Genomic DNA, 21,906 nt, shown 5'->3' with positions numbered 1-21,906 from the left:
ACCGAACCTACTGAACCGAACGCGGCAGGAGGGCCGGAGCCATGCGCCTCGCAAGTCTCAGCATCTATCCCGTGAAGAGCGGCGCCGGCATCGCCCTGGAGGAAGCCGAGCTGCGGCCGGACGGGCTTGCCGGCGACCGGCGCTGGATGGTCGTCGATGCGGATGGCGCCTTCGTCACCCAGCGGGCGCTGCCGATGCTCGCCCGGCTGAAGGCGACGCCTGAGGAGGGCGGGCTTCGCCTCTCCCTCGACGGCGAAAGCCTCGCGGTCCCGGTGCCGGGGCCGGATGCGCCGCACATCGCCGTGCGCGTCTGGCGCGACGACCTCGTTCTGCCGCAGGCGCCGGCCGCCGCACCCTGGCTGTCGCGGCTGTGCGGCCTGCCGCTGCGCCTCGTCCACCAGCCCACCGGGACCATCCGCCCGGTCAGCGCGGAATGGGGCGCGGCTGGCGACCGGGTCAGCTTGGCCGATGGGTTCCCCCTCCTGGTGACGACCACGGCCTCGCTGGAGGCGCTACGCGCCGCCGGCGGCGAGGCGATGGCGCCGGTGGATATGGGGCGGTTCCGGCCCAACCTCGTGGTCGAGGGCAGCATGCACTGGGCCGAGGACGGCTGGGCGCGCCTGTCGGTCGGCGGGATCGAGCTCGATCTCGTGAAGCCCTGCGCCCGCTGCGTCATGACCACCACCGACCAGACACTGGGCGTCGTTGCCGGGGACGAGCCGCTGAAGATGCTGCGCAGGCTGCGCCGGTCCGGCGACGGGCGTGTGCCCGGCCTGCTCTTCGGCTGGAACGCGGTACCGCGCGGGCAGGGGATGCTGCGCGTGGGCGACGCGGTCGAGGTCCTTGCCACCCGCGAGCCCTGGCCGGTCCTGCGCAAGGCCGACCGCACCGCCGCGCCGGCGGACTGAGCGCGGATCGGTCGCGGGGGTTCGGCATGCCCGCGCGGCCCCGGCTGATCGTGCTGGTGGGCATGCAGGGATCCGGGAAGTCCACCTATGCGGCGCGGCTGGCGGCGGCCGACCCGGCCATCCGCGTGATCTCCCGCGATGCCGAGGTCGAGCGGCTGAACGCCGGCCGCCTTCCCTACGACAAGGCGCTGCGGCGCTTCGCCAAGACCGCCTCGCGACGGCTGCTCGCGGCGCTTGCCGAGGCCGGCGCCTCGTCGGACGACGTGGTCCTGGACATGACCAACGGCACGCGGGCCGAGCGTGCCCGCCGCATGGCGTTCTTTCCGAACCACGACAAGTTCGCCGTCTGCTTTGCGGTGCCCATCCAGGAGTGCCGGCGCCGCGCTGCCCTGCGCGCTGACAAGCCGCTGCCCCCGGTCGCCTTCTTTTCGTTCCGGAAGCATTACGAGCCGCCGTCGCCCGACGAAGGCTTCATCGGTATCGAAACGATCGAGCCCCAAAGCCGCCTGTGAGGTGGTTCCCGGGCGGCCTATCGGCCGAGCACGATCAGCACGATGCCGAAGGCCACCAGCAGGGAGGCGCCGAGCCGCCGGCCCAGCGCCGGCTCGCCCAACCACAGGGCGCCGACGAGCACGGCCATCGGGATCGAGGCCTGGCGCACGCTGGCGACCGCCGCGACGTCGCCGCCGAGCCCGTAGGCCAGGAGGATCAGGTAGTATGACGCATAGCTGATCGCGCCCCCGGCAAGCGCCCGCGGCAGGGCGCCCCGGCCGCCGCCGCGGATCGGAGCTCCGGCGAGGCGGAACCCCAGGGTGAGGGGCGGGATCGCGCCGAGCTGTGTCCAGAACAGCAGCGCCTCGGGCGTCATGTGCCGCATGGCGGCTCCGTCCGCCACCGAGTAGACGGCGGTGCCCAGCATGGCGATCACCGCCGCCGCAAGCGTCCGCGGATCGTGCACCCGCCGGCCTGGGCCGGTCTGGAGGGCGTAGCCCCCGGCAAGGACCAGGGCGATCCCGGCCAGCAGGGGCCAGCCGTAGCTCTGTCCCTCGAACAGCCAGCCATAGGCCACGATGGCGACAGGGGATGACCGCACCAGCGGATAGTAGGCCGACAGGTCGCCGCGCCGCAGCGCCGTCACCAGGGCGACGCCGTAGACCGTCTGGCCCGCGACCGAGGCGGCCAGGAGCGGCCAGGTTCCCGGCGGCGGGCAGATCGCGCCGCCGCCCGCCGCGACCTGGACCAGGCCGATCGCGGCCAGCACCGCGGCGAGGCCGAGGAAGGCGCCTGCGGGGCTGGCGTCGCGCTTGACCAGCGCGTTCCACAGCGGGTGCAGCGCCGCCGAGAGCAGCACCAGCCCCGCCAGGGGCAGCGTCATGGTCCCGGTCAGGGCTTCTCGCCGCGGGCGAGGCGGGCCTCGATGGCGTCGAGCAGCGGCAGGGCCTCGGCCAGGCTGGGCACCACGTAGTGGGCTCCGGCCCGGCGGAGCCTGTCCACGGCCGCCGCGCTCAGGGCGGCCCGGCGCCCCGCGTCCAGCGCCTGCCAAGCATCGAGCGGCAGGCCGACCTCGTTGCCGGTGTCGGCCACCGCGATGGTCCACATGCCGGCGTTCAGCCCTTCCTCGACGTCGACGGTCGTATCGCCGATCTTAACGCAGGCCTCGACCGGCGATACCGAGAGCTCGATCAGGCATTTCAGCGCCATGAAGGGACCGGGGCGGCCCAGCGGCGTCTCGCCCGCGCAGACCGTGCAGTCGGGCTCGTAGCCCTGGCGGGCCGCAGCGGCCGCGACCACGTCCATGACCACCCGCGGATAGCCTGTCGTCGACCCGATCCTGAGGCCGCGCGCCCGCATGGCCGCGACGGCCTCGGCGGCGCCGGGGATCAGCCCGGCATGCTCGCCGACGACGGAGACCTGCAGGGGCAGGAACCGTTCGTAGAGCGCGTCCACATCGGCATCGCCGGGCGCGGCGCCATGGCGCCCGGTCCAGGCCGCGGCGACGGCGGGCATGCGCGTGATGGCCTGGATGTGGTGCCACTTGGCCATGCCCATGGGCGCGCGCGCCTGCTCCAGCGTGATCTCCACTCCGGACTGGCGGAAGGCCTCCATGAAGGCGGCGGCGGGGGCGAGGCAGCCGAAATCCACGGTGGTCCCCGCCCAATCCAGGATGACGGCCCTGAGCGGCCCCGTGTAGCGCCGCGTGTAGGTGTGGCTCATGATGCCTTCTCCAGTGGGATGGGCGGGCTTCAGGGGGCGCCGGAGGAGACGCCCATCTCGGCCAGCGTCGCGCGGACTGCGTCGAGGGCGGCGCGCATCTCGGCCAGGCCGAGGCGGCCGATGCAGCCGATGCGGAAGCTGTCGGCCACCGTCAGCTTGCCGGGGTAGATCACGAAGCCGCGCTCGCGCAGCCGGTCGTAGAAGGCCTGGAAGGCGAAGGCGGGGTCGCGCGGCATCCGGAAAGTCACGATGATCGGGGCCTGCAGCGCGTCGGGCAGCAGCGTCTGGAAGCCCAGGGTGCGCATGCCCTCGACCAGGATCCGGCAGTTGCCGGCATAGCGCGCGCCGCGCCCCTCGACGCCGCCCTCGGCCGCATGCTCGTCCAGCGCCTGGGAGAAGGCGGCCAGCACATGGGTTGGCGGGGTGAAGCGCCACTGGGCATTGGCCTCGAAGCCGCGGGCCTGGTCGTGGAGGTCCAGGCTCAGTGAATGGGCGTTGCCCCCGGCCGCCGCCAGCGCGTCCCGGCGCACGATCACGAAGCCCATGCCCGGAACGCCCTCTAGGCATTTGTTGGAGGACGCAGCCAGCGCCGTGAAGGGAACCGTCCGCGCATCGACGGGAAGCGCGCCGAAGGCGCTCATGGAATCGATCAGCAGCGCGCGCCCGTGGGCCGCGACGATGCCGGCCACCTCGGCGACGGGGTTCAGGATGCCCGAGGTGGTTTCGCAGTGGACGACGGCCACGTGGCTCAGCGCGGTGTCCGCAGCCAGCGCCCGGTCGAGCGCGGCGGGATCGACAGGCCGGTCCTCCGGCACCTCCAGGATGGCGACGGCGCGCCCCATCACCGCGGCCATGCGCGCCATGCGGTGCCCATAGGCGCCGTTCACGAGCACCAGCAGCTTTCCCGAGCGCGGCACCAGCGTGCCGATCATCGCCTCGACGGCGAAGGTGCCGGATCCCTGCAGCGGCACCGCCACATGGGTCTCGCCGGCGCCGGCGAGCCCGGCCAGACGCTCGCGGACGCGGGCGTTCATGGCGATGAAGGCGCCGTCCCTGGAGCCCCAGTCCCGGAGCATCGCCTGCTTCACGGTGGCCGAGGTCGTGAGCGGGCCGGGCGTCAGCAGGAAGGGGTCGGACATGGGCACGCCTCGGAACCGGTTGAAGGGCTGGACCGATGAGACCACCCGTCCTAGCATTGCTCAAATCCATTCTGTCTATGCAGGCATAGATGGCATCCATAAACCATGCCCATCTCCGTGCCTTCCACGCGGTCGCGGCCGAGGGCAGCTTCACCCGGGCGGCCCGCCTGCTGAACGTGACGCAGCCGACGCTTTCGCAGGAGGTCCGGGCGCTGGAGGCGGCCCACGGGGTCACGCTGCTCGACCGGTCGCGGCGCTCGGTGACGCCGACCGAGATCGGGCAGAGCCTCTTCGCCGTGACGCGCCGCCTCTTCGCCGCCGAGCAGGAGGCGCTGGAGCTGCTGGCCGGCGTGCGCCACCTGGAAGGCGGGACCCTCGCCATCGGGGCCGACGGGCCGTTCCACGCCGTTCCGCTGCTGGCAGCCTTCGCCCGCCGCCATCCTGGCCCGACCGTGACGCTGTCGGTCGGCAATTCCAGGAATCTGCTGCAGGGGCTGCTGGACACCCGGATCGACGTGGCCGTGCTGGCCGGCGATCCCGCGGATCCGCGCCTCGCCGTCCTGCCCTTCCGCAGGGACCCCGTGATGCTGCTGGTGCCGCGCGACCATCGCTTCGCCGGTTGGGCCGCGGTCCCCCTGGACGAGATCCGGGCCGAACGCCTGGTCCAGCGCGAGCAGGGCTCCATGACGCGCCTGCTGGTCGAGCGCGCCCTGGCCGAGGCCGGGATCGTGCCCGCCGCCGTGCTGGAGATCGAGAGCCGCGAGGCGGTGCTGGAGGCGGTCGCGGCGGGGCTCGGGGTCGGCTACGTCTCGGCCGCCGAGTTCGTCGAGGACCGGCGGCTGTCTGCCGTCCCCATCGCCGGAGCGCCGGTGGTGATGGAGGAATCCGTGGTCTGCCTGCGCGAGCGCCGGCGGCTGGCGGTCGTGCGCGCCTTCCTGGACATCGCGCGCGAGCTGGCCGCCTGAGGAGCCGCGGCCGCCGCGCCCGGCCTCAACCTGGTCCGGTGCGGCCGGTGCGTTCGGCGCGGCGCCAGGGCACCACGACGGGCTGTCCCTCCCATTCCGTGCGGAGGGCCTCGATCCCGAAGATCTCCGCCAGGTTGCGAGCGTCCAGGACCGCGGAGGGCGCACCCTCGGCGACCACCGAGCCCGTGGCCATCAGCACCAGGCGGTCGCACCACCGGACTGCGAGGGAGAGGTCGTGAAGCACCGCCACCACGCCGGTGCCGGCCCGGGCCAGGCGCCGCAGCAGCGCCATGGCGTCGAGCTGGCTTGCCGGGTCCAGCGCCGCGATGGGCTCGTCGGCCAGAAGGATCTCGGCCTCAACCGCCAGCGCCCGGGCAAGCAGCGTCCGCATGCGCTCGCCGCCCGACAGGGTATCGATGCGCCTGTCCTTCAGCGCAGCCACACCGGTCGCAGCCATGGCCGCCGCGATGGCCGCCGCGTCCCGCGCAGTGTCGAGGCCCCGATGCGGGAGACGGCCGAGCGCCACCGCGTCCTCGACGGTCACGGACCAGTTCACCTCTCCGCCCTGCGGGAGATAGGCGAGCCGCCGCGCGAGGGCCGGTCCGCCGACGCTGCGCGCGCCGTCGTACAGGACGGCGCCTGCCGTCGGAGGCTCGATCCCCGCCAGCACGCGCAGGAGCGTCGACTTGCCGGCCCCGTTCGGCCCGACGAGCCCGAGCAGCTCTCCAGGGCGGACCGAAAGGTCGAGGCCCGACAGGATCGCCGATCCGCCCTTCTCCACGGTGATGCCGCGCGCCTCGATGTTCACGGGTTCGGGTTCCTCGTCCGCAGCAGGAGGTGCAGGAGAAACGGCGCGCCCAGGATGGCGGTGACGACGCCGAGCTTGAGCTCGGGCCGAACCGGCAGGAGGCGAAGGCCCGTATCCGCGACCAGGGTCAGCACGGCGCCGCCGAGCCCGCTGACGAGGAGCAGCTGTCCCGGCTTCTGCCCGACGAGCGGGCGCAGGAGATGCGGCACGACGAGGCCGACGAAGCCGACCGCGCCGCTCACCGAGACGGCGCTGCCGACGGCCAGGGCGGTGCCGGCGATCAGCCCGGCGCGCAGACGGCGGAGATCGAAGCCGAGGCTCGCGGCCACGTCCTCGCCGAGCGTCAGGGCGTCCAGTGCGGGCGCCGCCCGCAGGAGAAGCAGCCATCCCGCGGCCATGGGGGCGATGACCAGTCCGACATGCGCCAGGCTGCGGTCGGCCAGTGAGCCCATCAGCCAGAACACGATCTCGAGCGCCGCATAGGGGCTCGGCGACAGGTTCAGGGCGAGCGAGGTCAGCGCGCCCGCAAGGCTGTTGACCGCAACGCCAGCCAGGATCAGAGCCGTCGTGCCGGTGTTCCCGCGGGCGAGCGCGAGCAGCGCGCCGGCCGCCGCCGCGGCGCCCGCGATCCCGCCGAGCGGCAGGGCCAGGGAGAAGGCGCCGGCCGCGCCGAAGTAGAAGACCAGCACGGCGCCGAGGGCCGCCGCGCCGGAGACGCCGACGATGCCGGGCTCCGCCAGCGGGTTGCGCAGCAGCCCTTGCATCGCGGCCCCCGCGATCCCCAGGCTGAAGCCGACGAGCAGGCCGAGCAGCGCGCGCGGCACCCGCAGCTCGAGCAGGACCAGCGCCCCGAGCGTGTCGCGGCCGGACAGGAGATCCCCTGCGGCGGCGGCCACGTCGAGCGGCGCGTAGCCGACCATCGTCGAGGCCGCCGCGCACAGGAGCGCGAGGGCGCCGAGCGCCGTGGCGAGCAGGCCGTGCCGGCCCCGCCCGCTCATGGCGCGGAATCCTGGCGGGCTGCCGCGGCCAGAATGCGGACCGCGTCGGCGACCTGCGGGCCGCCGCAGGCCCAGAGCCGCACGGGAACCGGAACCAGCCTGACGCGGCCCGCAAGCCGGCCGATCACCGGATGGCCCAGGATCTCGGTCGCCAGCGACGGGGATTCCGCCTCGCCGTCCACGACCAGCACCTCCGCGCCCGCCATGACCACGGTCTCCAGCGGGACCTGGCCGTAGCCGTCGATGCCGAGCTCGGCAGCGACGTTGCGCAGGCCTGCCCGCTCCAGGATCGTGTCCACCAGCGAACCCGGCCCGACCGTGTACCCGGCCGGGCGCAGGACCAGGGCCCGCGCGCCCGGCACGGGTCCAGGATCAGGGGCGGGGGCAGGGGCGGCCACGGCGGCGAGATGGCGGTCGAGCGCCGCGACCGCCGCCTCGCCGCGCGCGGGGTGCCCGACGGCCGCGGCGACCGCGCGGATCTGGGCGCGCACGTCATCGAGGCTGCGCGGAAGGTCGAGCTCGACGACCGTGATGCCGAGCCGCCGGAGCAGGGCGACCGGCGTCCGCGTCGTGTGCCGGCCGACAAGCACCAGGTCCGGCCGGGCCGCCGCGATCTCCTCGGTCATGCCGTGGTTGACGGGCAGGTCCGCGGCCGCCGCCGCTACGGTCGAGGCGCGTGGATCGCGCGCGAGCCAGGTCACGGAGGCGATCTGCTCGCGGTCGGCGAGGCGGACCAGGAGCTCGTCCGCGCACAGGTTCAGCGACACGATGCGCCGCGGTCCCGCCGCGGCGGTCCTGGACGAGGCCAGCGCCGGGCCGGTCGGCACCAATCCGGCCAGCACCAGTCCGGCCAGCACCACACCGAGGAGCCGCCTGGCCATCAATAGGCGATCCTCAGCCCGGCATAGGCCGCGCGGCCCGGGGCGCCGTAGGTGAAGACCTCCTGATACCGGGCGTCGAAGAGGTTCTCGACCCGGCCGAAGAGCTCGGTCGTCTCCGTGACCCGGTAGGATGCCGCGAGGTTCACGAGCGTATAGCCCTCCAATCCCAGCATCGACCTGTCGTAGGCCGCGTCATAGGCCCAGTCGTCCTGCCGTCCGTTGTAGACGACGCCGAGATTCGCCGTCGCCCTGTCGTCGAGAAGACGCCATGTGACGTCCAGGCTGGCGACGTGGCGGGGCTGGTGGACGAGCCGGGCGCCGGTCGCGTCCTCGCCCTGGGCGAGGGTGTAGGCGGCGCGGAGGGTGACCGCCTCGACGGGCCGGGCAGACAGGCCGAGCTCGAGGCCGTGGATCCGCGACTCGCCCGGCAGGTTGACCGAGCTGATCCCTGTCCCCGTGATGAGGTCGGAGATCCGCTGGTCGAACCAGGTGGCCTCGACGCGCATGGGAAGGCCGGGAACCTCCTGCTCGACGCCGAAATCCCAGCCGCGGCCCCGCTCCGGGGCGAGCGCGGGGTTGCCCCGGTAGGTGCCGGTATAGCCGTAGAGCTCGAACAGCGTCGGGTTCTTGACGCCGGTGCCCAGCGAGGCGCGCAGCTTCGTCCCGGTCTCCGCCATGGCGTAGGCGCCGGTCAGGCGGTAGGTCGTGGCGTCCTCGAACAGCTCGTTCTCGTCGTGGCGCAGCGCGCCCGTCAGCGTCAGGCTCTCGAGGAGGGTCGCCTGGTACTGGCCGACGAAGCCCGTCGAATCGATCGACCGCTCGAAGCTCGACCAGGCGCTGGTCGAGACCGCCTCGCTCCGCTCCCGCTGGACCGCCAGCGTCACGGCATGGGCGGCATCGGCCGCGGCCGGGGTGTCGAAGAGCAGGCTGGTCCGGTAGTCGAGGCGCGTCGTCCGCCCCTCGTAGCGGGCGGTCACGGCCCCGGCGCCGCGATAGTCGCGGTCGTGGTCGGCCACCGAGGCGCCGGCCACATGCTCCCAGCGGCCGTCGAGCAGCCTAGCCTTCGCCTCGGCCCGCCCGAACAGCTGCCGGCCGACCGTGTCCGAATCGTCGTCGACGGCGCCCGGGCCGCCCACGAAGCCGTCGGTCTCCGTCCGGTAGTCCGTGTACCGGCCGACCAGCGAGAGCTCCAGCCGCTCGGAGGGCCGAAGGCCGAAGCTCGCGAAGCCGGTGGTGTTGCGGTAGCCGTCGCGTTCGGTATTGCCGTTTCGCGCGTCCGCGACCGAGACGCCGTCGGTCCGGAAGCCCATGCCGCCGAGCCGGAAATCGTAGGTCTCTCCCGAGCTGCCGACGGCCGCGTGGCCGCGGCGCGTCCCGAAGGAGCCCCCCTCCGCCGTGGCCTCGGCGCCTGTGCCGGAGCCGGGGCGCCCGGCCCCGCGCCTGGTCACGATGTTCACGACGCCGCCGAGCGCCTCGGAGCCGTAGAGCGCGCTTTGCGGGCCGCGCAGGACCTCGACCCGGTCGACCTCCTCGGCCATCAGATGCGCGAAGTCGAACTCGGATTCGGCCGAGGGGTCGTTGGCCTTGATCCCGTCGATCACGACGAGCGTCTGGTTGCTTTCGGATCCGCGGATACGCAGCCGCGTGAGCTGCCCGGCAGGGCCCGAGCGGTTGAGGGCGACGCCGGGAACCTCGCGCAGCACGTCGGCGACGGTCCGGGTCTGGCGCGCCTCCAGCTCCTCGGCGCGGAAGACCGTCACCGCGCTGCCGACCGCTTCGGCCGTCGTGGGCACGAGGTTGGCCGTGACAGAGACCGGATCCAGCAGTACGGGCGCCGCGGGCGGCTCCTGTCCCCAGGCGAGGGACGGCAGCGATGCCGCGCCGGCGACGGGGGCGAGCACCAGGAGCGTGCGAAGACGCGCTGTGGTGGCGAAACGGGCCGGCAGTCCGGCGCAATCATGCATGGGAGACCTCGGGCGGCAGAGGTGGCACGTCACCGCGACAGGTCTCGCCCCGGCCCTGGCGGCCGAAGGTTCGTCCACGATCGGTGCACCCCGCCCGACGTTTCCGCGTGTGACCACGGTCGACGGCAGGTCTCCTGGCTCGCGGGTCGCCGCCCTTCCGTCGCCTTCCCGGGTCCCGAGTTCCCAGTGGCGGATGATGACGGAGGACTCGCCGCTTACAGTTGCGGGGGCAGCCGCGGCTTCGGGCCGGAGCCCCCACCGCGTTCCCTTTTGATCCCCAAGGGGAACCGTCGCCCGCAACCTATGGGGCCGGTTGCCGCAATGCAAACGGAATGCTGGTCTTGAAACGGCGATCCGGCCGAGGTGTTTGGATTGCGAGGCATGGGACGATCGGGAGACCGGGCATGGCGGCGGACACCGGCTACATTCCCTACTGCGGCGCCCCGCCGGTGCCCGGCGGACTGGAATGGAACCTGGATCCCTGGCTGCTGGCGGTCCTGTCCGGCATTCTCGTCTGCCATCGGATCGGGTGGCTCCGGTCGCGGCGGGCGGGACATCCGGCCCCGCCCGCCTGGCCCTTCGTCGCCGGCTGGGCTATTGCCGCGCTGGCCCTCGTCTCGCCGCTCTGCAATCTCAGCGTCGCGCTCTTCGGCGCGCGGGTCGGCCAGCACATCGTCCTCACCCTCGTCGCAGCCCCGCTCGTCGCAGCCGGGCGCCCGGGCCTGATGCTCATCGCCTTCGCGCCGGGGCATCGATCGGGAGCCGCGCGCCGCGCGCTGGGATCCATGGCGTCGGTCGCGTGCTTCGCCGCCTTGCTGTGGACCTGGCACCTGTCGGGCCCCTATGGCGCGACGCTGGCGAGCGATTGGGTCTACTGGTCCATGCACCTGTCGCTGTTCGCCGCCGCCGTCTGGCTGTGGAGCGGGCTCCTGGACCCGTCGCGCCCCCATGTCGTCGCGCTCGGCAGCTTCCTGACGGCGATCCAGATGAGCCTGCTGGGGGCGCTGCTGACCCTGGCCCCGAAACCGCTGTTCGAGGCCCATGCCGCGACGACCTGGGCATGGGGTCTGACACCGCTCGAGGACCAGCAGCTCGGCGGCCTGCTGATGTGGGTTCCGGGAGGCCTGCTGTTCGTCGCGGGCAGCCTCGTCGGCTTCGCCCTTTGGCTGCGCGCCATGGAGCGCCGGACCGCCCTCGACGCAAGCCAGCCCTGAGCGCTCCGCCGCGAGGTTCCGGAACGGGCCGGCTTGCCGCCGGCCCGGCCATCCGGGGGCTAGGTCAGCCTCGCGACATGTCCAGCGGCGGGTTCACTTCGGGCGGGATCGGTGAGACATAGCCCCCCTTTCCGACGCGCCTCGCAAGATCCGCCTTCGCGGCGGCAAGGAGTTCGGCGTCCTTCAGGAGCGCGGCGCCCGTGCCGGCCATGGCCTTGGCGACATGCACCATGGCCTTGTGGGCGGCGGGGGACTTGCCCTGGGCGACCACCTGCCAGGTATGGAGCGGCGTGCCGATCGCGATGGAGGGGGCGTGGGCCTGCACCGTCGGCACCACCCAGCTGACGTCGCCGATGTCGGTCGACCCGATCATCGGGTTGCGCGGGGCGTCCAGCGGCACCGTGAAATCGGCCAGGGGGGCGTCCGTGGGCTCGAGACCGATGGACCGCCATGCCGCGGCGATCTCCTGCTCGGAGAGGGTCGAGCGGATCTCGCTGGCGAAGGCGCGGTCCTCGTCGTCGAAGTGGGGCGGCCCGAGATCCTCCAGGATCGCGTGCATCGCGCGCTCCAGCGGCGTGTTGCCGAGGAGGTTCGAGACCGCGCTGACGATGCGCATCTCCATCTTCGTCTCGGTCATCAGCGCCGCGCCTTCCGCGATCTTGCGGACGCGCTGGACGAGCTCGAGCATGCCGGGCAGGTCGCGGGCCCGGATCGCATAGCGCACGCGGGCATGGGCCTGCACCACGTTGGGCGCGATGCCGCCGGCGTCGAGCAGCGCGTAGTGGACCCGCGCGTCGCTGGGCATGTGCTCCCGCATGTAGTTGACGCCGACATTCATCAGCTCGACGGCGTCCAGCGCGCTGCGGCCGAGATGCGGCACCGCGGCGGCATGCGCGGCCTTGCCGGTGAAGATGAAGTCGGCGCGCGTGTTGGCCAGCGAGAGGGCGGGCGCGACCTCCCAGAAGCCCGAGGGATGCCACGAGATCGCGGCATCGACGCCCTCGAAGGCGCCGGCGCGCACCATGAAGGCCTTGGCCGCGCCGCCTTCCTCGGCGGGGCAGCCGTAGTAGCGCACGCGTCCCGGCAGGTTGTTCTCGGCCAGCCAGTTCTTCATGGCCGTGGCGGCCAGCAGCGCGGCGGAGCCCAGCAGGTTGTGGCCGCAGCCATGGCCGTTGCCGCCGGTCTCCACCGGGCGCGGCTCGGCGATCCCCGCCTCCTGGCTCAGACCCGGCAGCGCGTCGTATTCGCCCAGGAAGGCGATGATGGGGCCGCCCTCTCCGGCCTCGCCCATCAGGGCGGTCGGGATGCCGGCGACGTTCTCGGTGACCCGGAAGCCCTGGTGGCGCAGCTCGGCGAGGTGTTCGGCCGCGGAGCGCTGCTCGGTGTAGCAGACCTCGGGCATGCCCCAGACGCGGTCGCTCAGCGCGATAAGTCGCTCCTTGCTCGCATCGACGTGACGCCAGAGATCGTTCCGGTTGTCCATTTTCTTTTCGCGTCCCCAGAAGTGCCGCACGGCCATTGATGGTGCGCCGGGATTGTCGCTCAGCCGCGCTCCGGTTTCCAGACATGGCGGGGTACGGCCAGGGCACGGCAGGTCTTCGCGCTTTCACCCGAGCCGCGCGCCGCGGCGGCGGCTATGATTCCGCCCTCTCCTGCATTCCGGCAGGATGATCGCGTCCGGGGAAGCCATGCCCGCCAGCACCGCGCCCGCCATCCTCGTCCTTGGCAGCGTCAACATCGACGTCTGCGCCTATTGCGAGCGCCTGCCGCGCCCCGGCGAGACCGTGCCCGGCACGGGCTACGCGATGGGCCTGGGCGGCAAGGGCGCCAACCAGGCCGCCGCCGCCGCGCGCCTGGGCGGCTATGTCGAGATGGTGGGCCGTACCGGCACCGACGTCTTCGGCGAGATGGCGCGCACGCGCCTTGCGGAATTCGGCGTGCGCACCGGCCATCTCCGGTCCGATCCCGGGAGCCCCACCGGCATCGCGGCGATCGGCGTCGAAGCTTCGGGCGAGAACTGCATTACGGTAATCGGCGGGGCCAATATGGCGGTCGCTGCGGCCGATGTCGCCGCGGCCTTGCCCCTGTTCCGCAGGGCCTCGGTCCTGCTGCTCCAGCTCGAGATCCCTCTGGCGGCGGGGCTCGCCGCCGCCGCCGAGACTCGGGCCGGCGGCGGGCGCGTGATCCTGGATCCCGCCCCGGCGCCCAGGGGCGGCCTTCCCGACGAGGCGTTCCGCGCCGTCGACATCCTGACGCCCAACGAGACAGAGACCGAGGCGCTGGTGGGCATCCGCCCCACCACGCCGGAGGAGGCCCGCGCCGCCGCGGCGCTCCTGCTCGGGCGGGGCGTGCCGGTGGCGATCGTCAAGATGGGCGCCCAAGGCGTCTATTTCCGCGGGGGCGAGCGCGAGGGATTCGTGCCGGCCTTCCCGGTGCGCGCCGTCGACACGGTCGCGGCGGGCGACTGCTTCAACGGCGGGCTGGCTTTCGCGCTGGCACGCGGCGACGGGCTGGACGCGGCGGTGCGCTTCGCGGCCGCCTGCGGCGCGCTTGCGACCACCCGGGCGGGCGCCGCCGATTCGGCGCCGGCGCTCGCCGAGGCGACGGCGCTGCTGGGCTGAGCGGATGCGCCGCCGCTCTCAGAGCGCGTCCAGCAGCGTTTCGTGCAGGGCTGCGGTCGCCGCGGCGACGATCCGCCCGTCCGAGCCGATCCCGGGCGGGCAGCCCTGCCAGTCCGTGATCACGCCGCCGGCTCCCTCGATCACGGACACCAGCGGCAGGTAGTCGTATGGCTGCAGACCCGTCTCGACCACCGCGTCCACGAAGCCCGCCGCCAGCAGGCCATAGGCGTAGCAGTCCCCGCCGAAGCGGCGCAGTCGTGCGCGGCGGCTGACCCGCTCGAAGCTGTCCCGCTCGCCGCCCTGGAAGGCGTCGGGGGAGGTCGCGTAGAGCGATGCATCCTCGATCCGCGTGCAGCCGCTTGTCCGGCACGGCCGCCCGTTCAGCGTGGTCGGGCGCCCCGCGACGCCCAGCCAGCGCTCGCGCAGGGGCTGCACCTCGATCACGCCCAGGACCGGGCGCCGGTCCTCCAGCAGCGCGATCAGCGTGCCGAAGAGCGGCATGCCCGTGATGAAGCTCTTGGTGCCGTCGATGGGATCGATCACCCAGACATGCCGGCTGTCGAGCCCTTCGCGCCCGTATTCCTCGCCCAGGATGCCGTGATCGGGGTGACGCTCGCGGACCATGCGGCGCAGCAGCTCCTCGACCGTGCGGTCGGCGACTGTCACGGGGGATTCGTCGGGCTTGGTCTCGACGGCCAGCGCTTGGCGGAAGTAGCGGCCGATCACGGGACGCGTCGCCTCGGCCATGGTTTCGGCGAAGGCCGCGAGCTCGTCGATCTCCTGCATCCGGACCCCCATACGCTGTGCAAGGCACGCTCACCCTAGACGCAGGTGCACAAATCTCCAAAACTCCAATGCGGCGCAGCACGGCCCGAAGCGGAGGGACCCATGTACGCGACGACCCTGGGCGGCACCAGGCACGTCTTCCCGGACCTGAAGGCCGTCCTGGCCGAGGCCAGCCCCCACCGCTCGGGCGACGCGCTGGCCGGGATCGCCGCGCCCAGCGACGAGCGGCGCGTGGCCGCGCGCCACGTGCTGGCCGACCTGCCGCTCGCGACCTTCCTGGCCGAGGCGGTGGTCCCCTATGAAACGGACGAGGTGACGCGGCTGATCCTCGACAGCCATGATGCCGCGGCCTTCGCCCCGGTCTCGGCGATGACGGTGGGCGGCTTCAGGGAATGGCTGCTCTCCGACGCGGCCGACGGGCCGGCCCTCGCGGGTCTGGCGCCCGGCCTGACGCCGGAGATGGCGGCGGCGGTCAGCAAGCTGATGCGCAACCAGGACCTGATCGCGGTGGCGCGCAAGGCGCGCGTGGTCACGGCCTTCCGTACCACGGTGGGGCTGCCGGGCCGCCTCTCGGTCCGGCTGCAGCCGAACCACCCGACCGACGACGCCCGGGGGATCGCCGCCTCGATCCTCGACGGGCTTCTCTACGGCTGCGGGGACGCGGTGATCGGGATCAACCCCGCCACCGACAGCACGGCCGCCGTGACGGAGCTGCTGGCCCTGATCGAGGGCGTGCGCACGCGCTACGCGATCCCGACCCAGTCCTGCGTGCTCGCCCATGTCACCACCACGCTGGAGGCGATCGGCCGCGGGGCACCGGTCGACCTGGCCTTCCAGTCCATCGCGGGCACCGAGGCGGCGAACCGGTCCTTCGGCGTCGATCTGGCCCTGCTGCGCGAGGCACAGGCGGCGACGCTGTCGCTCGGGCGCGGCACCGTCGGCACCAACGTGATGTATTTCGAGACCGGCCAGGGCTCGGCGCTGTCGGCCGAGGCGCATCACGGCGTCGACCAGCAGACCGTCGAGGCGCGTGCCTACGCCGTGGCACGCGCCTTCTCGCCCTTCCTCGTGAATACCGTGGTCGGGTTCATCGGCCCCGAATACCTTTTCGACGGGAAGCAGATCATCCGCGCGGGGCTCGAGGATCATTTCTGCGGCAAGCTCCTCGGCGTCCCCATGGGGGTGGACGTCTGCTACACGAACCATGCCGAGGCCGACCAGGACGACATGGACGCCCTGCTGACGCTGCTGGGGGTGGCCGGCGTGAACTTCGTGATGGGCGTCCCCGGCGCCGACGACGTGATGCTGCAGTACCAGAGCACGTCCTTCCACGATGCGCTCTACCTGCGCGGCGCGCTGGGCCTGCGGCCCGCGCCCGAGTTCGAGACCTGGCTCGACGGCATGGGCATGCTGGGAGGCGACGGCCGCGTTCGGGCCCTCCCGCCGGCCAGCGAGGCCGTGCGCCGCCTGCTCGGCGGCATGGAGGACGCCGCATGACGGACCCTGCCGACACCGCTTCACGGGCTGTCGATCCCGGTACCGACCCCGGCGGCACGGACACCGGGACCGTCGATCCTTGGGCGCGCATGCGCGGGCTGACGCGGGCGCGCATCGGCCTCGGGCGCTGCGGCGACGGGCTGCCGACGCGGGCGCTGCTGGACTTCCAGCTCGCCCATGCAAGGGCCCGGGACGCCGTGCATGCGGAGTTCGATGCCGTGGGGATGGCGGCGGCGCTGGCGCCGCTTCCGACCGTCGCCGTGCGGAGCCGCGCCCCCGACCGCGCGGCCTATCTCCAGCGGCCCGACCTGGGACGGCTGCTCGACCCCTCGGACGAGGCGCTGCTGGAGCCCGGCGACTGGGATGCCGTCTTCGTGGTCGCCGACGGGCTGTCGGCCGCAGCGGTCCACGCCCATGCCGCGCCGGTGGTGCGGGAGACCCTCAAGCATCTGCCGGGCTGGCGAATCGGGCCGGTCGTCCTGGCGAGCCAGGGGCGCGTCGCGCTCGGCGACGAGATCGGCATCCGGCTCGGCGCCCGGCTGGTCGCGCTGCTGGTGGGCGAGCGTCCCGGGCTCAGCGCCGCCGACAGCCTGGGCGCCTACCTGACCTGGGAGCCGCGCCCGGGGCGCCGCGACGCCGAGCGCAACTGCATCTCGAACATACGTCCGCCCGAGGGGCTCGGCCATGCCGCGGCCGGCGCCAAGCTCGCCTGGCTCATGGTCGAGGCGTCACGCCGCGGCCTGACCGGCATCGGGCTGAAGGACGAGACGCCGGCGCTGCCCGGCGGGGGGCCAGCGGGGCCCGCCATCGTGGGTTGATCCGTCCGCGCAAGCCTCACTCGGCGACGTGGAGCGAGGTCCGGCGCGGGCATTTCGGCAGGTCCCAGGGCTTTCCGGTCAGAAGGACGACCATCAGCGGCTCCGAGACGATCCCCGTCACGGGATGTCCGCTCGCCCTCTGCCAGGACCGGATCGCGGCCGCGGTGTCGGCGCCGATGACGCCGTCGACGCGGCCGGTGAAGCAGTCGAGGTTCACGAGCTGCGTCTGGATATCCCTCGCCGCCGTGGAGAGCATCGGCTCGGGCAGCGGGATGCTCCACCACGCGTCGGGCACCCCGGCGCGGCCGCTTCCCGGCACGAGGCAGAGGATCCCGGCCATGGCCCATGCGGGCAACGTCGCCGCGGCAGGGCCGGTCCGGTTCGTCGTGCCAACCGGAGCCATCCGCCGTTCCTCCATCCCCGCCGAAGCCAATCTTCGCCAGGACGATACCGCCCTGGGGCGCCGCGCCTGTGCCGCGCGTCACATCCGTCCGGATGCGGACTTCTCCCATCGGTCGCGCCGCTGCATATCGGATGCCTCGAAAGTGCTGACCCGGCCTGGGGCGACGAGGCTAAGCCGCGACCTTCATCGCGATCTCGGCGACGTTCTTGAGGATCGCGGCGATGCCGGCCAGTCCCAGGCCGGCCTCGACGGTCTGGTTCAGGCGCTTGACGGCGTCGGCCCTGCGGCCGTTCAGCACGTCCAGGTTCTCCCTGGTCCGGATGCGCAGGTCGGCACGCGCCTGCATGGCCACGTTCTCCTTGGCCAGCGCGTCGAAGGCCCGCTCGAAGGCCTTGGCGATCCGCCGGCCGAGCTTGGGGTCCTCTCCCACGAGCGCGTGAACGTCGCGCATGATCGTCCGGAACGCCGTCTGCAACGGGCGCAGGTGCTTCGCCTCGTAGTCCACGCACTTCCTCGCGTATTCCGCCAGGGTATTCTCCATGGCACCCACGGCGCTGACCGGCAGCCCGATCGTCGCCAGCAGCTCCCGGCTTTCGATCTTCACCTTGCCCTTCCATTCGGGCCCCGCCCTCGCGAAGCGCTCGATCACGGCGGCCGTCTGCGAGACCAGCTCCTTTTCGGTCTTCGAGATGGCGCGGCCGTAATTGTGGGCCGCGGAGCAGGCGGTCAGCAGGATCTTCACGTTGCTGACGATGGCGAGCGCGATGGCGGGCGCCGCGCCACCGCCGGTGACCGCCAGCATCGTGACCGAGGCCGTGATGCCGATGGTCCCGACCACCATGGTCTTCACGAAGCCGCGCTTGTACTGGGCCGCCAGGTCGTACTTGCGGAACCAGTCGGCGCAGAGCTTGTCGACGGTGGCATCGGCCAGGGCCTTGTGATGCTCGACCACGGCGGCGACGTCCTTTCGGAGGGCCGCGGTGATCTTCTCGATGGCCGCCTCGTTCCTCGTGCTCGCGGCCTTCGCCTCGGCCGCCGCCACGAGCTTCGCGACCTCGATCTCGAGATCGCGCATGATGTTGCTGCTGCGCTGGATCAGGGTCTGGACGAGCCCGTCGAACTCGGCCGCCACCATGCGGCTGATGCGGACCGAGCGCTCGGAGAAGCCGACCGATACCCTCACTGGCTTCAGCAGGAAGGCCTTGGTCCGGACGCGCGCGAAGATGTTGTCGGAGCGGCTGATCGCATCGGGCAGGGTGATCTGCCTGGGCAGCCTGACCTCGAGCGCACGCTGGTACTCGCGCGCCATGGCATCGAGGACGCCCGAGAGCTTCTGGAGTTCCCTCTGGTAGTCGCCCGCCTCCTTCTTCTCGGCCGCGGCAAGGGTCTTCTGGTAGTCCGCGGCCTCCTTGCGGAACCGGTCGAAGGCCTTCTGCATGGCATCGGCATCCCTGCCGAAGGCGCCGTCGAGGTCCCTGCAGACCCCCTGGAGGCCGCTGCGGTTGAAGACTCCGAGAAAGCCAGCCGAGGGCTTCTTCTTCCCCGTGGCGTTCTCGAAGGCCGTCTTCGCGCTGTTCCAGGTCTGCTCGAAAGAGCTGGGCATGGCTGTCTTCCTGATCCAGAAGCGCCGTCCCTTTGTCCTGGAGCGGCCGCCGGGGCATCATCCAGCGGCGGCCGAGGCATCACCCAATGCCTTTACATTAGATCGATATTCCGTTTGCCGCGGTTGAGGTGCCGGTCCAGGACGTCGGCAATTCCGGGATCAGGAGGTTGGCCATGGCCGCGCCGGAATCAGACGCGGTTGGCCGTCGTCAGGAGGCCGCCGATGCCGACGAAGGTCGCTCCGGTGACGCGGTTGAACCAGCGGCCGTGGCGGCCGAGCCAGGGGGCGATTCGCTGCGCCATGCCGGCCAGGACCAGCTCGTAGACGAACTCGACGAACCCGAAGGTGCCGCCCAGGATCGCGAACTGCAGCCAGTAGGACGCGCCCGGCACCATGAACTGGGGCAGGAAGGCCGCGAAGAAGATCAGCGCCTTGGGGTTCGACACGGCAACGAGGAAGCCCTGGACGAACAGGCGGAGGCCGCCGTCCTCGCCGCCTGGCCCCTGCGCCTCGGCCGTGGCCACGCGGGGCGCGGGCGCCCTCCACAACCGGAAGCCGAGATAGACGAGGTAGGCGGCGCCGACCCATTTCGCGACGGTGAAGGCGGCCTCGGACGCGGCGAGCAGCGCGCCCAGACCCGCCAGCGACGCGGCGACAAGGACCATGAAGCCGCAGACGCCGCCGAGGACGGTGAAGACGGTGCGGGCGAGGCCGAACCGGACGCCGTGCGTCAAGGACAGAAGACCGTTCGGGCCCGGCGTCAGCGACAGGCCGAGCGCCGCCAGCGCGTAGACGATCCAGAGTTCGAGCGTCATGAAAAACCCTCCCTCCCAGGGCGTGCCGCCCTGTTCAATCGGTGTTCAGGCGGCAGCCAGGCGCCGTGCCACGACTGGCGTCGAGGGCAGGGCTCCGGCGCCAAGGGTGAAGGCTGCGCGCACCGACTCCATCGCGGCATCGGCCGCCGCTTCGCTGGGGGCATGCATCAGCGCAAGCGGCGCGCCGCCGGGGCCGACCTGCTCGCCGATCCCCGCCACCCCGGTCAGGCCGACGGCCGGGTCGATCGGGTCCTGGACACGGGTGCGCCCGCCGCCCAGCCCGACGATCGCGATGCCGACGGCGCGCACGTCGATGGACGTCACCACGCCAGGCGCTGCCGCGTGGACCTCGCGGACGACCGGGGCCCTGGCGAGGTGGCGGTCCGGCGCCTCCATCAGGTCCGTCGGGCCGCCCAGCGCCACGACCATCCGACCGAAGCGCTCGGCCGCGGCGCCCGATGCCAGCGCCTGCTCGGCCTTGGCGCGGCCCTCCGCCGGGTCGGCGGCGAGCCGCCCCAGGACGAGCATCTCGGCCGCGAGGTCCAGCGTCACCGCGACCAGGCGCGGGTCTGCGGGGCGCCCCGCGAGCATGTCGATGGACTCCCGCACCTCCACGGCGTTGCCGGCCGTGCGGCCGAGCACGGCGTTCATGTCGGTCAGCAGCGCCGTCGTCGGAAGACCCGCACCGCGGGCGACCGCGGCGATGCTGCCGGCGAGCTCCAGCGCGTCCTCGAAGCGCGCCATGAAGGCGCCGCTGCCGAACTTCACGTCCATGGCCAGGCCGTCCAGCCCGGCTGCCAGCTTCTTCGACAGGATCGACGCGGTGATCAGCGGGATCGATTCCACCGTCGCGGTGACGTCGCGGACCGCGTAGATCGTCCTGTCGGCGGGGGCGATGTCGTTCGTCGCGCCGATGATGGCGCATCCGACCTCCCGCACGACGCGGGCGAAGGTTTCGCCGTCCGGCAGGGCCACGTAGCCCGGAATGCTCCCCATCTTGTCCAGCGTGCCGCCGGTATGGCCGAGGCCGCGGCCCGAGACCATGGGCACGTAGCCCCCGCAGGCCGCCACGATCGGGGCCAGCGGCAGGCTGACCTTGTCGCCGACGCCGCCGGTCGAATGCTTGTCCAGCACCGGCCCGCCGAGCTTCAGCGGCCGCCAGTCCATCACCCGGCCCGAGCGCGTCATCGCGCGGGTCAGCGCCACCCGCTCGTCCAGCGTCATGCCCTGGAAGAAGACAGCCATCGCGAAGGCGGCGACCTGGCCCTCGGTCACGGTGCCCGCAGTCACGCCGCCGACGAACTCGGCGATCTCGGCCTCGGTCAGCGCCTGGCCGTCGCGTTTCCGGCGGATGGTCTCCTGGGGCAGCATGGGCTTCGTCGTCCTCGTTTCAGGTCGTCGTACGGGATGATGCGGTGGCGCCGCCGGGGATGCGGCTCACGGGTCCAGCGCCTCCAGGAAGCCGGTCAGCAGCGCCTCCAGCCGCCCGGCGGCGCCGGCCGCGGCGTTCAGCGTCTGGGCGTGGCTGACCTCGCCGTCGTCGAGGCCGACCCCCAGATTGGTGATCACGGCGCAGCCCACCACCCGCAGCCCGCAATGGCGCGCCACGATGCATTCCGGCACGGTCGACATGCCGACGGCATCGGCGCCCAGCAGCTTCACCATGCGCACCTCGGCCGGCGTCTCGAAGGCGGGGCCGAGCAGCGCGCAGTACACCCCCTCCGCCAGCGCGACGCCGCGCCGCGCCGCCGCCTGCCCGAGCACGGCGCGCAGGGCGGGGTCCCAGGCATCGGCCATGGGTGGGAAGCGCGGCCCGAAATCGTCGTCGTTGGGCCCCACCAGCGGGTTGGTGCCCAGCAGGTTGATGTGGTCCGAGATCGCCATCAGGGAGCCCGGCCCGACATCGCGGCGGAGCGATCCGGCGGCGTTGGTCAGGACCAGGATCTCGCATCCCAGCAGCTTCAGCGTGCGCACAAGCGTCTTCACGCCTTCGGGGCCGGTGCCCTCATACAGGTGGACGCGGCCCTGCAGGCAGACGACGCGCTGCCCGCCCAGGCTCCCCAGCACCATGCGCCCGGCATGGCCGTGGACGCTCGGCCGCGGGAAGCCCGGAAGGTCCCCGTAAGGGATCGCCACGGCGTCCTCGATGCGCTCCGCAAAGCCTCCGAGGCCGGAGCCGAGCACGATGCCGACCCGCGGCACGAATCCCGGGACCCGGGCCTGAACCGCGGCGGCGGAGCGTCTGGCATTCTCGGTCATGGGCGGGCGCTCC

21 protein-coding genes and 1 riboswitch are annotated in these 21,906 nt (G+C 72.6%); of the genes, 7 read left to right on the top strand and 14 right to left on the bottom strand.

Annotated elements, in window-relative coordinates:
- Positions 1–41 precede the first annotated feature (41 nt).
- Together JUB13_RS05845 and JUB13_RS05840 are read left to right on the top strand one after the other, a co-directional pair.
- Entirely contained in the window at positions 42–908 is an 867-nt protein-coding gene (locus JUB13_RS05845) for an MOSC domain-containing protein (protein ID WP_207477849.1), read from the top strand.
- Between the two features lie 26 nt (positions 909–934).
- The gene (locus tag JUB13_RS05840; protein WP_207477848.1) at positions 935–1,420 is read left to right on the top strand and encodes an AAA family ATPase; all 486 of its coding nucleotides are present in this window, start codon (positions 935–937) and stop codon (positions 1,418–1,420) included.
- Positions 1,421–1,437: 17 nt separating this feature from the next.
- On the opposite strand, the gene JUB13_RS05835 is transcribed toward JUB13_RS05840, so the two are convergent.
- From JUB13_RS05835 to JUB13_RS05825, 3 genes are read right to left on the bottom strand one after another with little or no spacing between them, the layout of a single operon-like run.
- Complete coding sequence (locus JUB13_RS05835; RefSeq protein WP_207477847.1) at positions 1,438–2,283, bottom strand: EamA family transporter; 846 nt, start codon at positions 2,281–2,283, stop codon at positions 1,438–1,440.
- Positions 2,284–2,291: 8 nt separating this feature from the next.
- Positions 2,292–3,122 (bottom strand): phosphonoacetaldehyde hydrolase, encoded by an 831-nt coding sequence (phnX, locus tag JUB13_RS05830; RefSeq protein ID WP_207477846.1) that lies wholly within the window; start codon positions 3,120–3,122, stop codon positions 2,292–2,294.
- A gap of 29 nt (positions 3,123–3,151) precedes the next feature.
- A complete protein-coding gene (locus JUB13_RS05825) occupies positions 3,152–4,261 on the bottom strand; it encodes a 2-aminoethylphosphonate--pyruvate transaminase (RefSeq protein ID WP_207477845.1) in 1,110 nt (369 codons plus the stop codon).
- Between the two features lie 89 nt (positions 4,262–4,350).
- Between JUB13_RS05825 and JUB13_RS05820 the strand changes: the two genes are divergently transcribed.
- Complete coding sequence (locus JUB13_RS05820) at positions 4,351–5,226, top strand: LysR substrate-binding domain-containing protein (protein ID WP_207477844.1); 876 nt, start codon at positions 4,351–4,353, stop codon at positions 5,224–5,226.
- 25 nt (positions 5,227–5,251) lie between these two features.
- Here the strand turns inward: JUB13_RS05820 and JUB13_RS05815 are convergent, their stop codons facing one another.
- Genes JUB13_RS05815 through JUB13_RS05800 form a run of 4 tightly spaced genes read right to left on the bottom strand, consistent with a single transcriptional unit; the run spans position 5,252 to position 9,877 of the window.
- A complete protein-coding gene (locus JUB13_RS05815) occupies positions 5,252–6,007 on the bottom strand; it encodes an ABC transporter ATP-binding protein (protein WP_456237108.1) in 756 nt (251 codons plus the stop codon).
- Positions 6,008–6,030: 23 nt separating this feature from the next.
- Positions 6,031–7,032 (bottom strand): FecCD family ABC transporter permease, encoded by a 1,002-nt coding sequence (locus tag JUB13_RS05810; RefSeq protein WP_207477842.1) that lies wholly within the window; start codon positions 7,030–7,032, stop codon positions 6,031–6,033.
- Positions 7,029–7,913 (bottom strand): ABC transporter substrate-binding protein, encoded by an 885-nt coding sequence (locus JUB13_RS05805; protein ID WP_207477841.1) that lies wholly within the window; start codon positions 7,911–7,913, stop codon positions 7,029–7,031. Before JUB13_RS05805 ends, JUB13_RS05810 begins: the two co-directional genes overlap by 4 nt.
- The gene (locus JUB13_RS05800) at positions 7,913–9,877 is read right to left on the bottom strand and encodes a TonB-dependent receptor plug domain-containing protein (protein ID WP_207477840.1); all 1,965 of its coding nucleotides are present in this window, start codon (positions 9,875–9,877) and stop codon (positions 7,913–7,915) included. Before JUB13_RS05800 ends, JUB13_RS05805 begins: the two co-directional genes overlap by 1 nt.
- A gap of 107 nt (positions 9,878–9,984) precedes the next feature.
- Positions 9,985–10,184, bottom strand: a riboswitch (cobalamin riboswitch).
- Between the two features lie 97 nt (positions 10,185–10,281).
- Between JUB13_RS05800 and JUB13_RS05795 the strand changes: the two genes are divergently transcribed.
- Complete coding sequence (locus JUB13_RS05795) at positions 10,282–11,091, top strand: cytochrome c oxidase assembly protein (RefSeq protein ID WP_207477839.1); 810 nt, start codon at positions 10,282–10,284, stop codon at positions 11,089–11,091.
- A gap of 64 nt (positions 11,092–11,155) precedes the next feature.
- Here the strand turns inward: JUB13_RS05795 and JUB13_RS05790 are convergent, their stop codons facing one another.
- Positions 11,156–12,574 carry a M20 family metallopeptidase gene (locus tag JUB13_RS05790; protein ID WP_207477838.1) on the bottom strand — a complete coding sequence of 473 codons (1,419 nt, stop codon included), beginning with the start codon at positions 12,572–12,574 and terminating at the stop codon, positions 11,156–11,158.
- 205 nt (positions 12,575–12,779) lie between these two features.
- Here JUB13_RS05790 and rbsK point away from each other — a divergent pair, with 205 nt between their 5' ends.
- Entirely contained in the window at positions 12,780–13,712 is a 933-nt protein-coding gene (gene rbsK / locus JUB13_RS05785) for a ribokinase (RefSeq protein ID WP_207477837.1), read from the top strand.
- A gap of 18 nt (positions 13,713–13,730) precedes the next feature.
- Here rbsK and hisN read toward each other — a convergent pair whose 3' ends face one another.
- Positions 13,731–14,498, bottom strand: coding sequence for a histidinol-phosphatase (gene hisN / locus JUB13_RS05780; protein ID WP_207477836.1), 768 nt, complete (start codon positions 14,496–14,498; stop codon positions 13,731–13,733).
- Positions 14,499–14,600: 102 nt separating this feature from the next.
- Between hisN and JUB13_RS05775 the strand changes: the two genes are divergently transcribed.
- On the top strand, positions 14,601–15,995 hold the full coding sequence (locus JUB13_RS05775; RefSeq protein WP_207477835.1) for an ethanolamine ammonia-lyase subunit EutB: 1,395 nt from the start codon (positions 14,601–14,603) through the stop codon (positions 15,993–15,995).
- On the top strand, positions 15,992–16,813 hold the full coding sequence (gene eutC, locus JUB13_RS05770) for an ethanolamine ammonia-lyase subunit EutC (protein ID WP_207477834.1): 822 nt from the start codon (positions 15,992–15,994) through the stop codon (positions 16,811–16,813). The genes JUB13_RS05775 and eutC overlap by 4 nt, the downstream gene beginning before the upstream one ends.
- 16 nt (positions 16,814–16,829) lie before the next feature.
- Here the strand turns inward: eutC and JUB13_RS05765 are convergent, their stop codons facing one another.
- From JUB13_RS05765 to JUB13_RS05745, 5 genes are all read right to left on the bottom strand, one after another.
- Positions 16,830–17,216, bottom strand: a complete 387-nt coding sequence (locus tag JUB13_RS05765) for a peptidoglycan-binding domain-containing protein (RefSeq protein WP_207477833.1) — start codon at positions 17,214–17,216, stop codon at positions 16,830–16,832.
- Between the two features lie 169 nt (positions 17,217–17,385).
- A complete protein-coding gene (locus tag JUB13_RS05760; protein WP_207477832.1) occupies positions 17,386–18,819 on the bottom strand; it encodes a hypothetical protein in 1,434 nt (477 codons plus the stop codon).
- 188 nt (positions 18,820–19,007) lie between these two features.
- Complete coding sequence (locus JUB13_RS05755) at positions 19,008–19,634, bottom strand: LysE family translocator (RefSeq protein WP_207477831.1); 627 nt, start codon at positions 19,632–19,634, stop codon at positions 19,008–19,010.
- 45 nt (positions 19,635–19,679) lie between these two features.
- Positions 19,680–21,005: a thymidine phosphorylase gene (gene deoA / locus JUB13_RS05750; protein ID WP_207477830.1), complete on the bottom strand. Its 1,326-nt coding sequence runs from the start codon at positions 21,003–21,005 to the stop codon at positions 19,680–19,682.
- A 66-nt stretch (positions 21,006–21,071) separates the two neighbouring features.
- Positions 21,072–21,893, bottom strand: coding sequence for a purine-nucleoside phosphorylase (locus JUB13_RS05745; RefSeq protein ID WP_207477829.1), 822 nt, complete (start codon positions 21,891–21,893; stop codon positions 21,072–21,074).
- Positions 21,894–21,906 lie beyond the last annotated feature (13 nt).

It is taken from the genome of Arenibaculum pallidiluteum (assembly GCF_017355985.1).
GTDB lineage: Bacteria > Pseudomonadota > Alphaproteobacteria > Azospirillales > Azospirillaceae > Arenibaculum > Arenibaculum pallidiluteum.
This window is presented reverse-complemented; position numbering and strand designations above follow the sequence as displayed.

Bases quoted from the DNA above. Each gene is read 5' to 3' on its own strand.
- JUB13_RS05845 (WP_207477849.1), top strand. From the start codon at position 42: ATGCGCCTCGCAAGTCTCAGCATCTATCCCGTGAAGAGCGGCGCCGGC.
- JUB13_RS05840 (WP_207477848.1), top strand. From the start codon at position 935: ATGCCCGCGCGGCCCCGGCTGATCGTGCTGGTGGGCATGCAGGGATCC.
- JUB13_RS05835 (WP_207477847.1), bottom strand. From the start codon at position 2,283: ATGACGCTGCCCCTGGCGGGGCTGGTGCTGCTCTCGGCGGCGCTGCAC.
- phnX (WP_207477846.1), bottom strand. From the start codon at position 3,122: ATGAGCCACACCTACACGCGGCGCTACACGGGGCCGCTCAGGGCCGTC.
- JUB13_RS05825 (WP_207477845.1), bottom strand. From the start codon at position 4,261: ATGTCCGACCCCTTCCTGCTGACGCCCGGCCCGCTCACGACCTCGGCC.
- JUB13_RS05820 (WP_207477844.1), top strand. From the start codon at position 4,351: ATGGCATCCATAAACCATGCCCATCTCCGTGCCTTCCACGCGGTCGCG.
- JUB13_RS05810 (WP_207477842.1), bottom strand. From the start codon at position 7,032: ATGAGCGGGCGGGGCCGGCACGGCCTGCTCGCCACGGCGCTCGGCGCC.
- JUB13_RS05805 (WP_207477841.1), bottom strand. From the start codon at position 7,913: ATGGCCAGGCGGCTCCTCGGTGTGGTGCTGGCCGGACTGGTGCTGGCC.
- JUB13_RS05800 (WP_207477840.1), bottom strand. From the start codon at position 9,877: ATGCATGATTGCGCCGGACTGCCGGCCCGTTTCGCCACCACAGCGCGT.
- JUB13_RS05795 (WP_207477839.1), top strand. From the start codon at position 10,282: ATGGCGGCGGACACCGGCTACATTCCCTACTGCGGCGCCCCGCCGGTG.
- JUB13_RS05790 (WP_207477838.1), bottom strand. From the start codon at position 12,574: ATGGACAACCGGAACGATCTCTGGCGTCACGTCGATGCGAGCAAGGAG.
- rbsK (WP_207477837.1), top strand. From the start codon at position 12,780: ATGCCCGCCAGCACCGCGCCCGCCATCCTCGTCCTTGGCAGCGTCAAC.
- hisN (WP_207477836.1), bottom strand. From the start codon at position 14,498: ATGCAGGAGATCGACGAGCTCGCGGCCTTCGCCGAAACCATGGCCGAG.
- JUB13_RS05775 (WP_207477835.1), top strand. From the start codon at position 14,601: ATGTACGCGACGACCCTGGGCGGCACCAGGCACGTCTTCCCGGACCTG.
- eutC (WP_207477834.1), top strand. From the start codon at position 15,992: ATGACGGACCCTGCCGACACCGCTTCACGGGCTGTCGATCCCGGTACC.
- JUB13_RS05765 (WP_207477833.1), bottom strand. From the start codon at position 17,216: ATGGCTCCGGTTGGCACGACGAACCGGACCGGCCCTGCCGCGGCGACG.
- JUB13_RS05760 (WP_207477832.1), bottom strand. From the start codon at position 18,819: ATGCCCAGCTCTTTCGAGCAGACCTGGAACAGCGCGAAGACGGCCTTC.
- JUB13_RS05755 (WP_207477831.1), bottom strand. From the start codon at position 19,634: ATGACGCTCGAACTCTGGATCGTCTACGCGCTGGCGGCGCTCGGCCTG.
- deoA (WP_207477830.1), bottom strand. From the start codon at position 21,005: ATGCTGCCCCAGGAGACCATCCGCCGGAAACGCGACGGCCAGGCGCTG.
- JUB13_RS05745 (WP_207477829.1), bottom strand. From the start codon at position 21,893: ATGACCGAGAATGCCAGACGCTCCGCCGCCGCGGTTCAGGCCCGGGTC.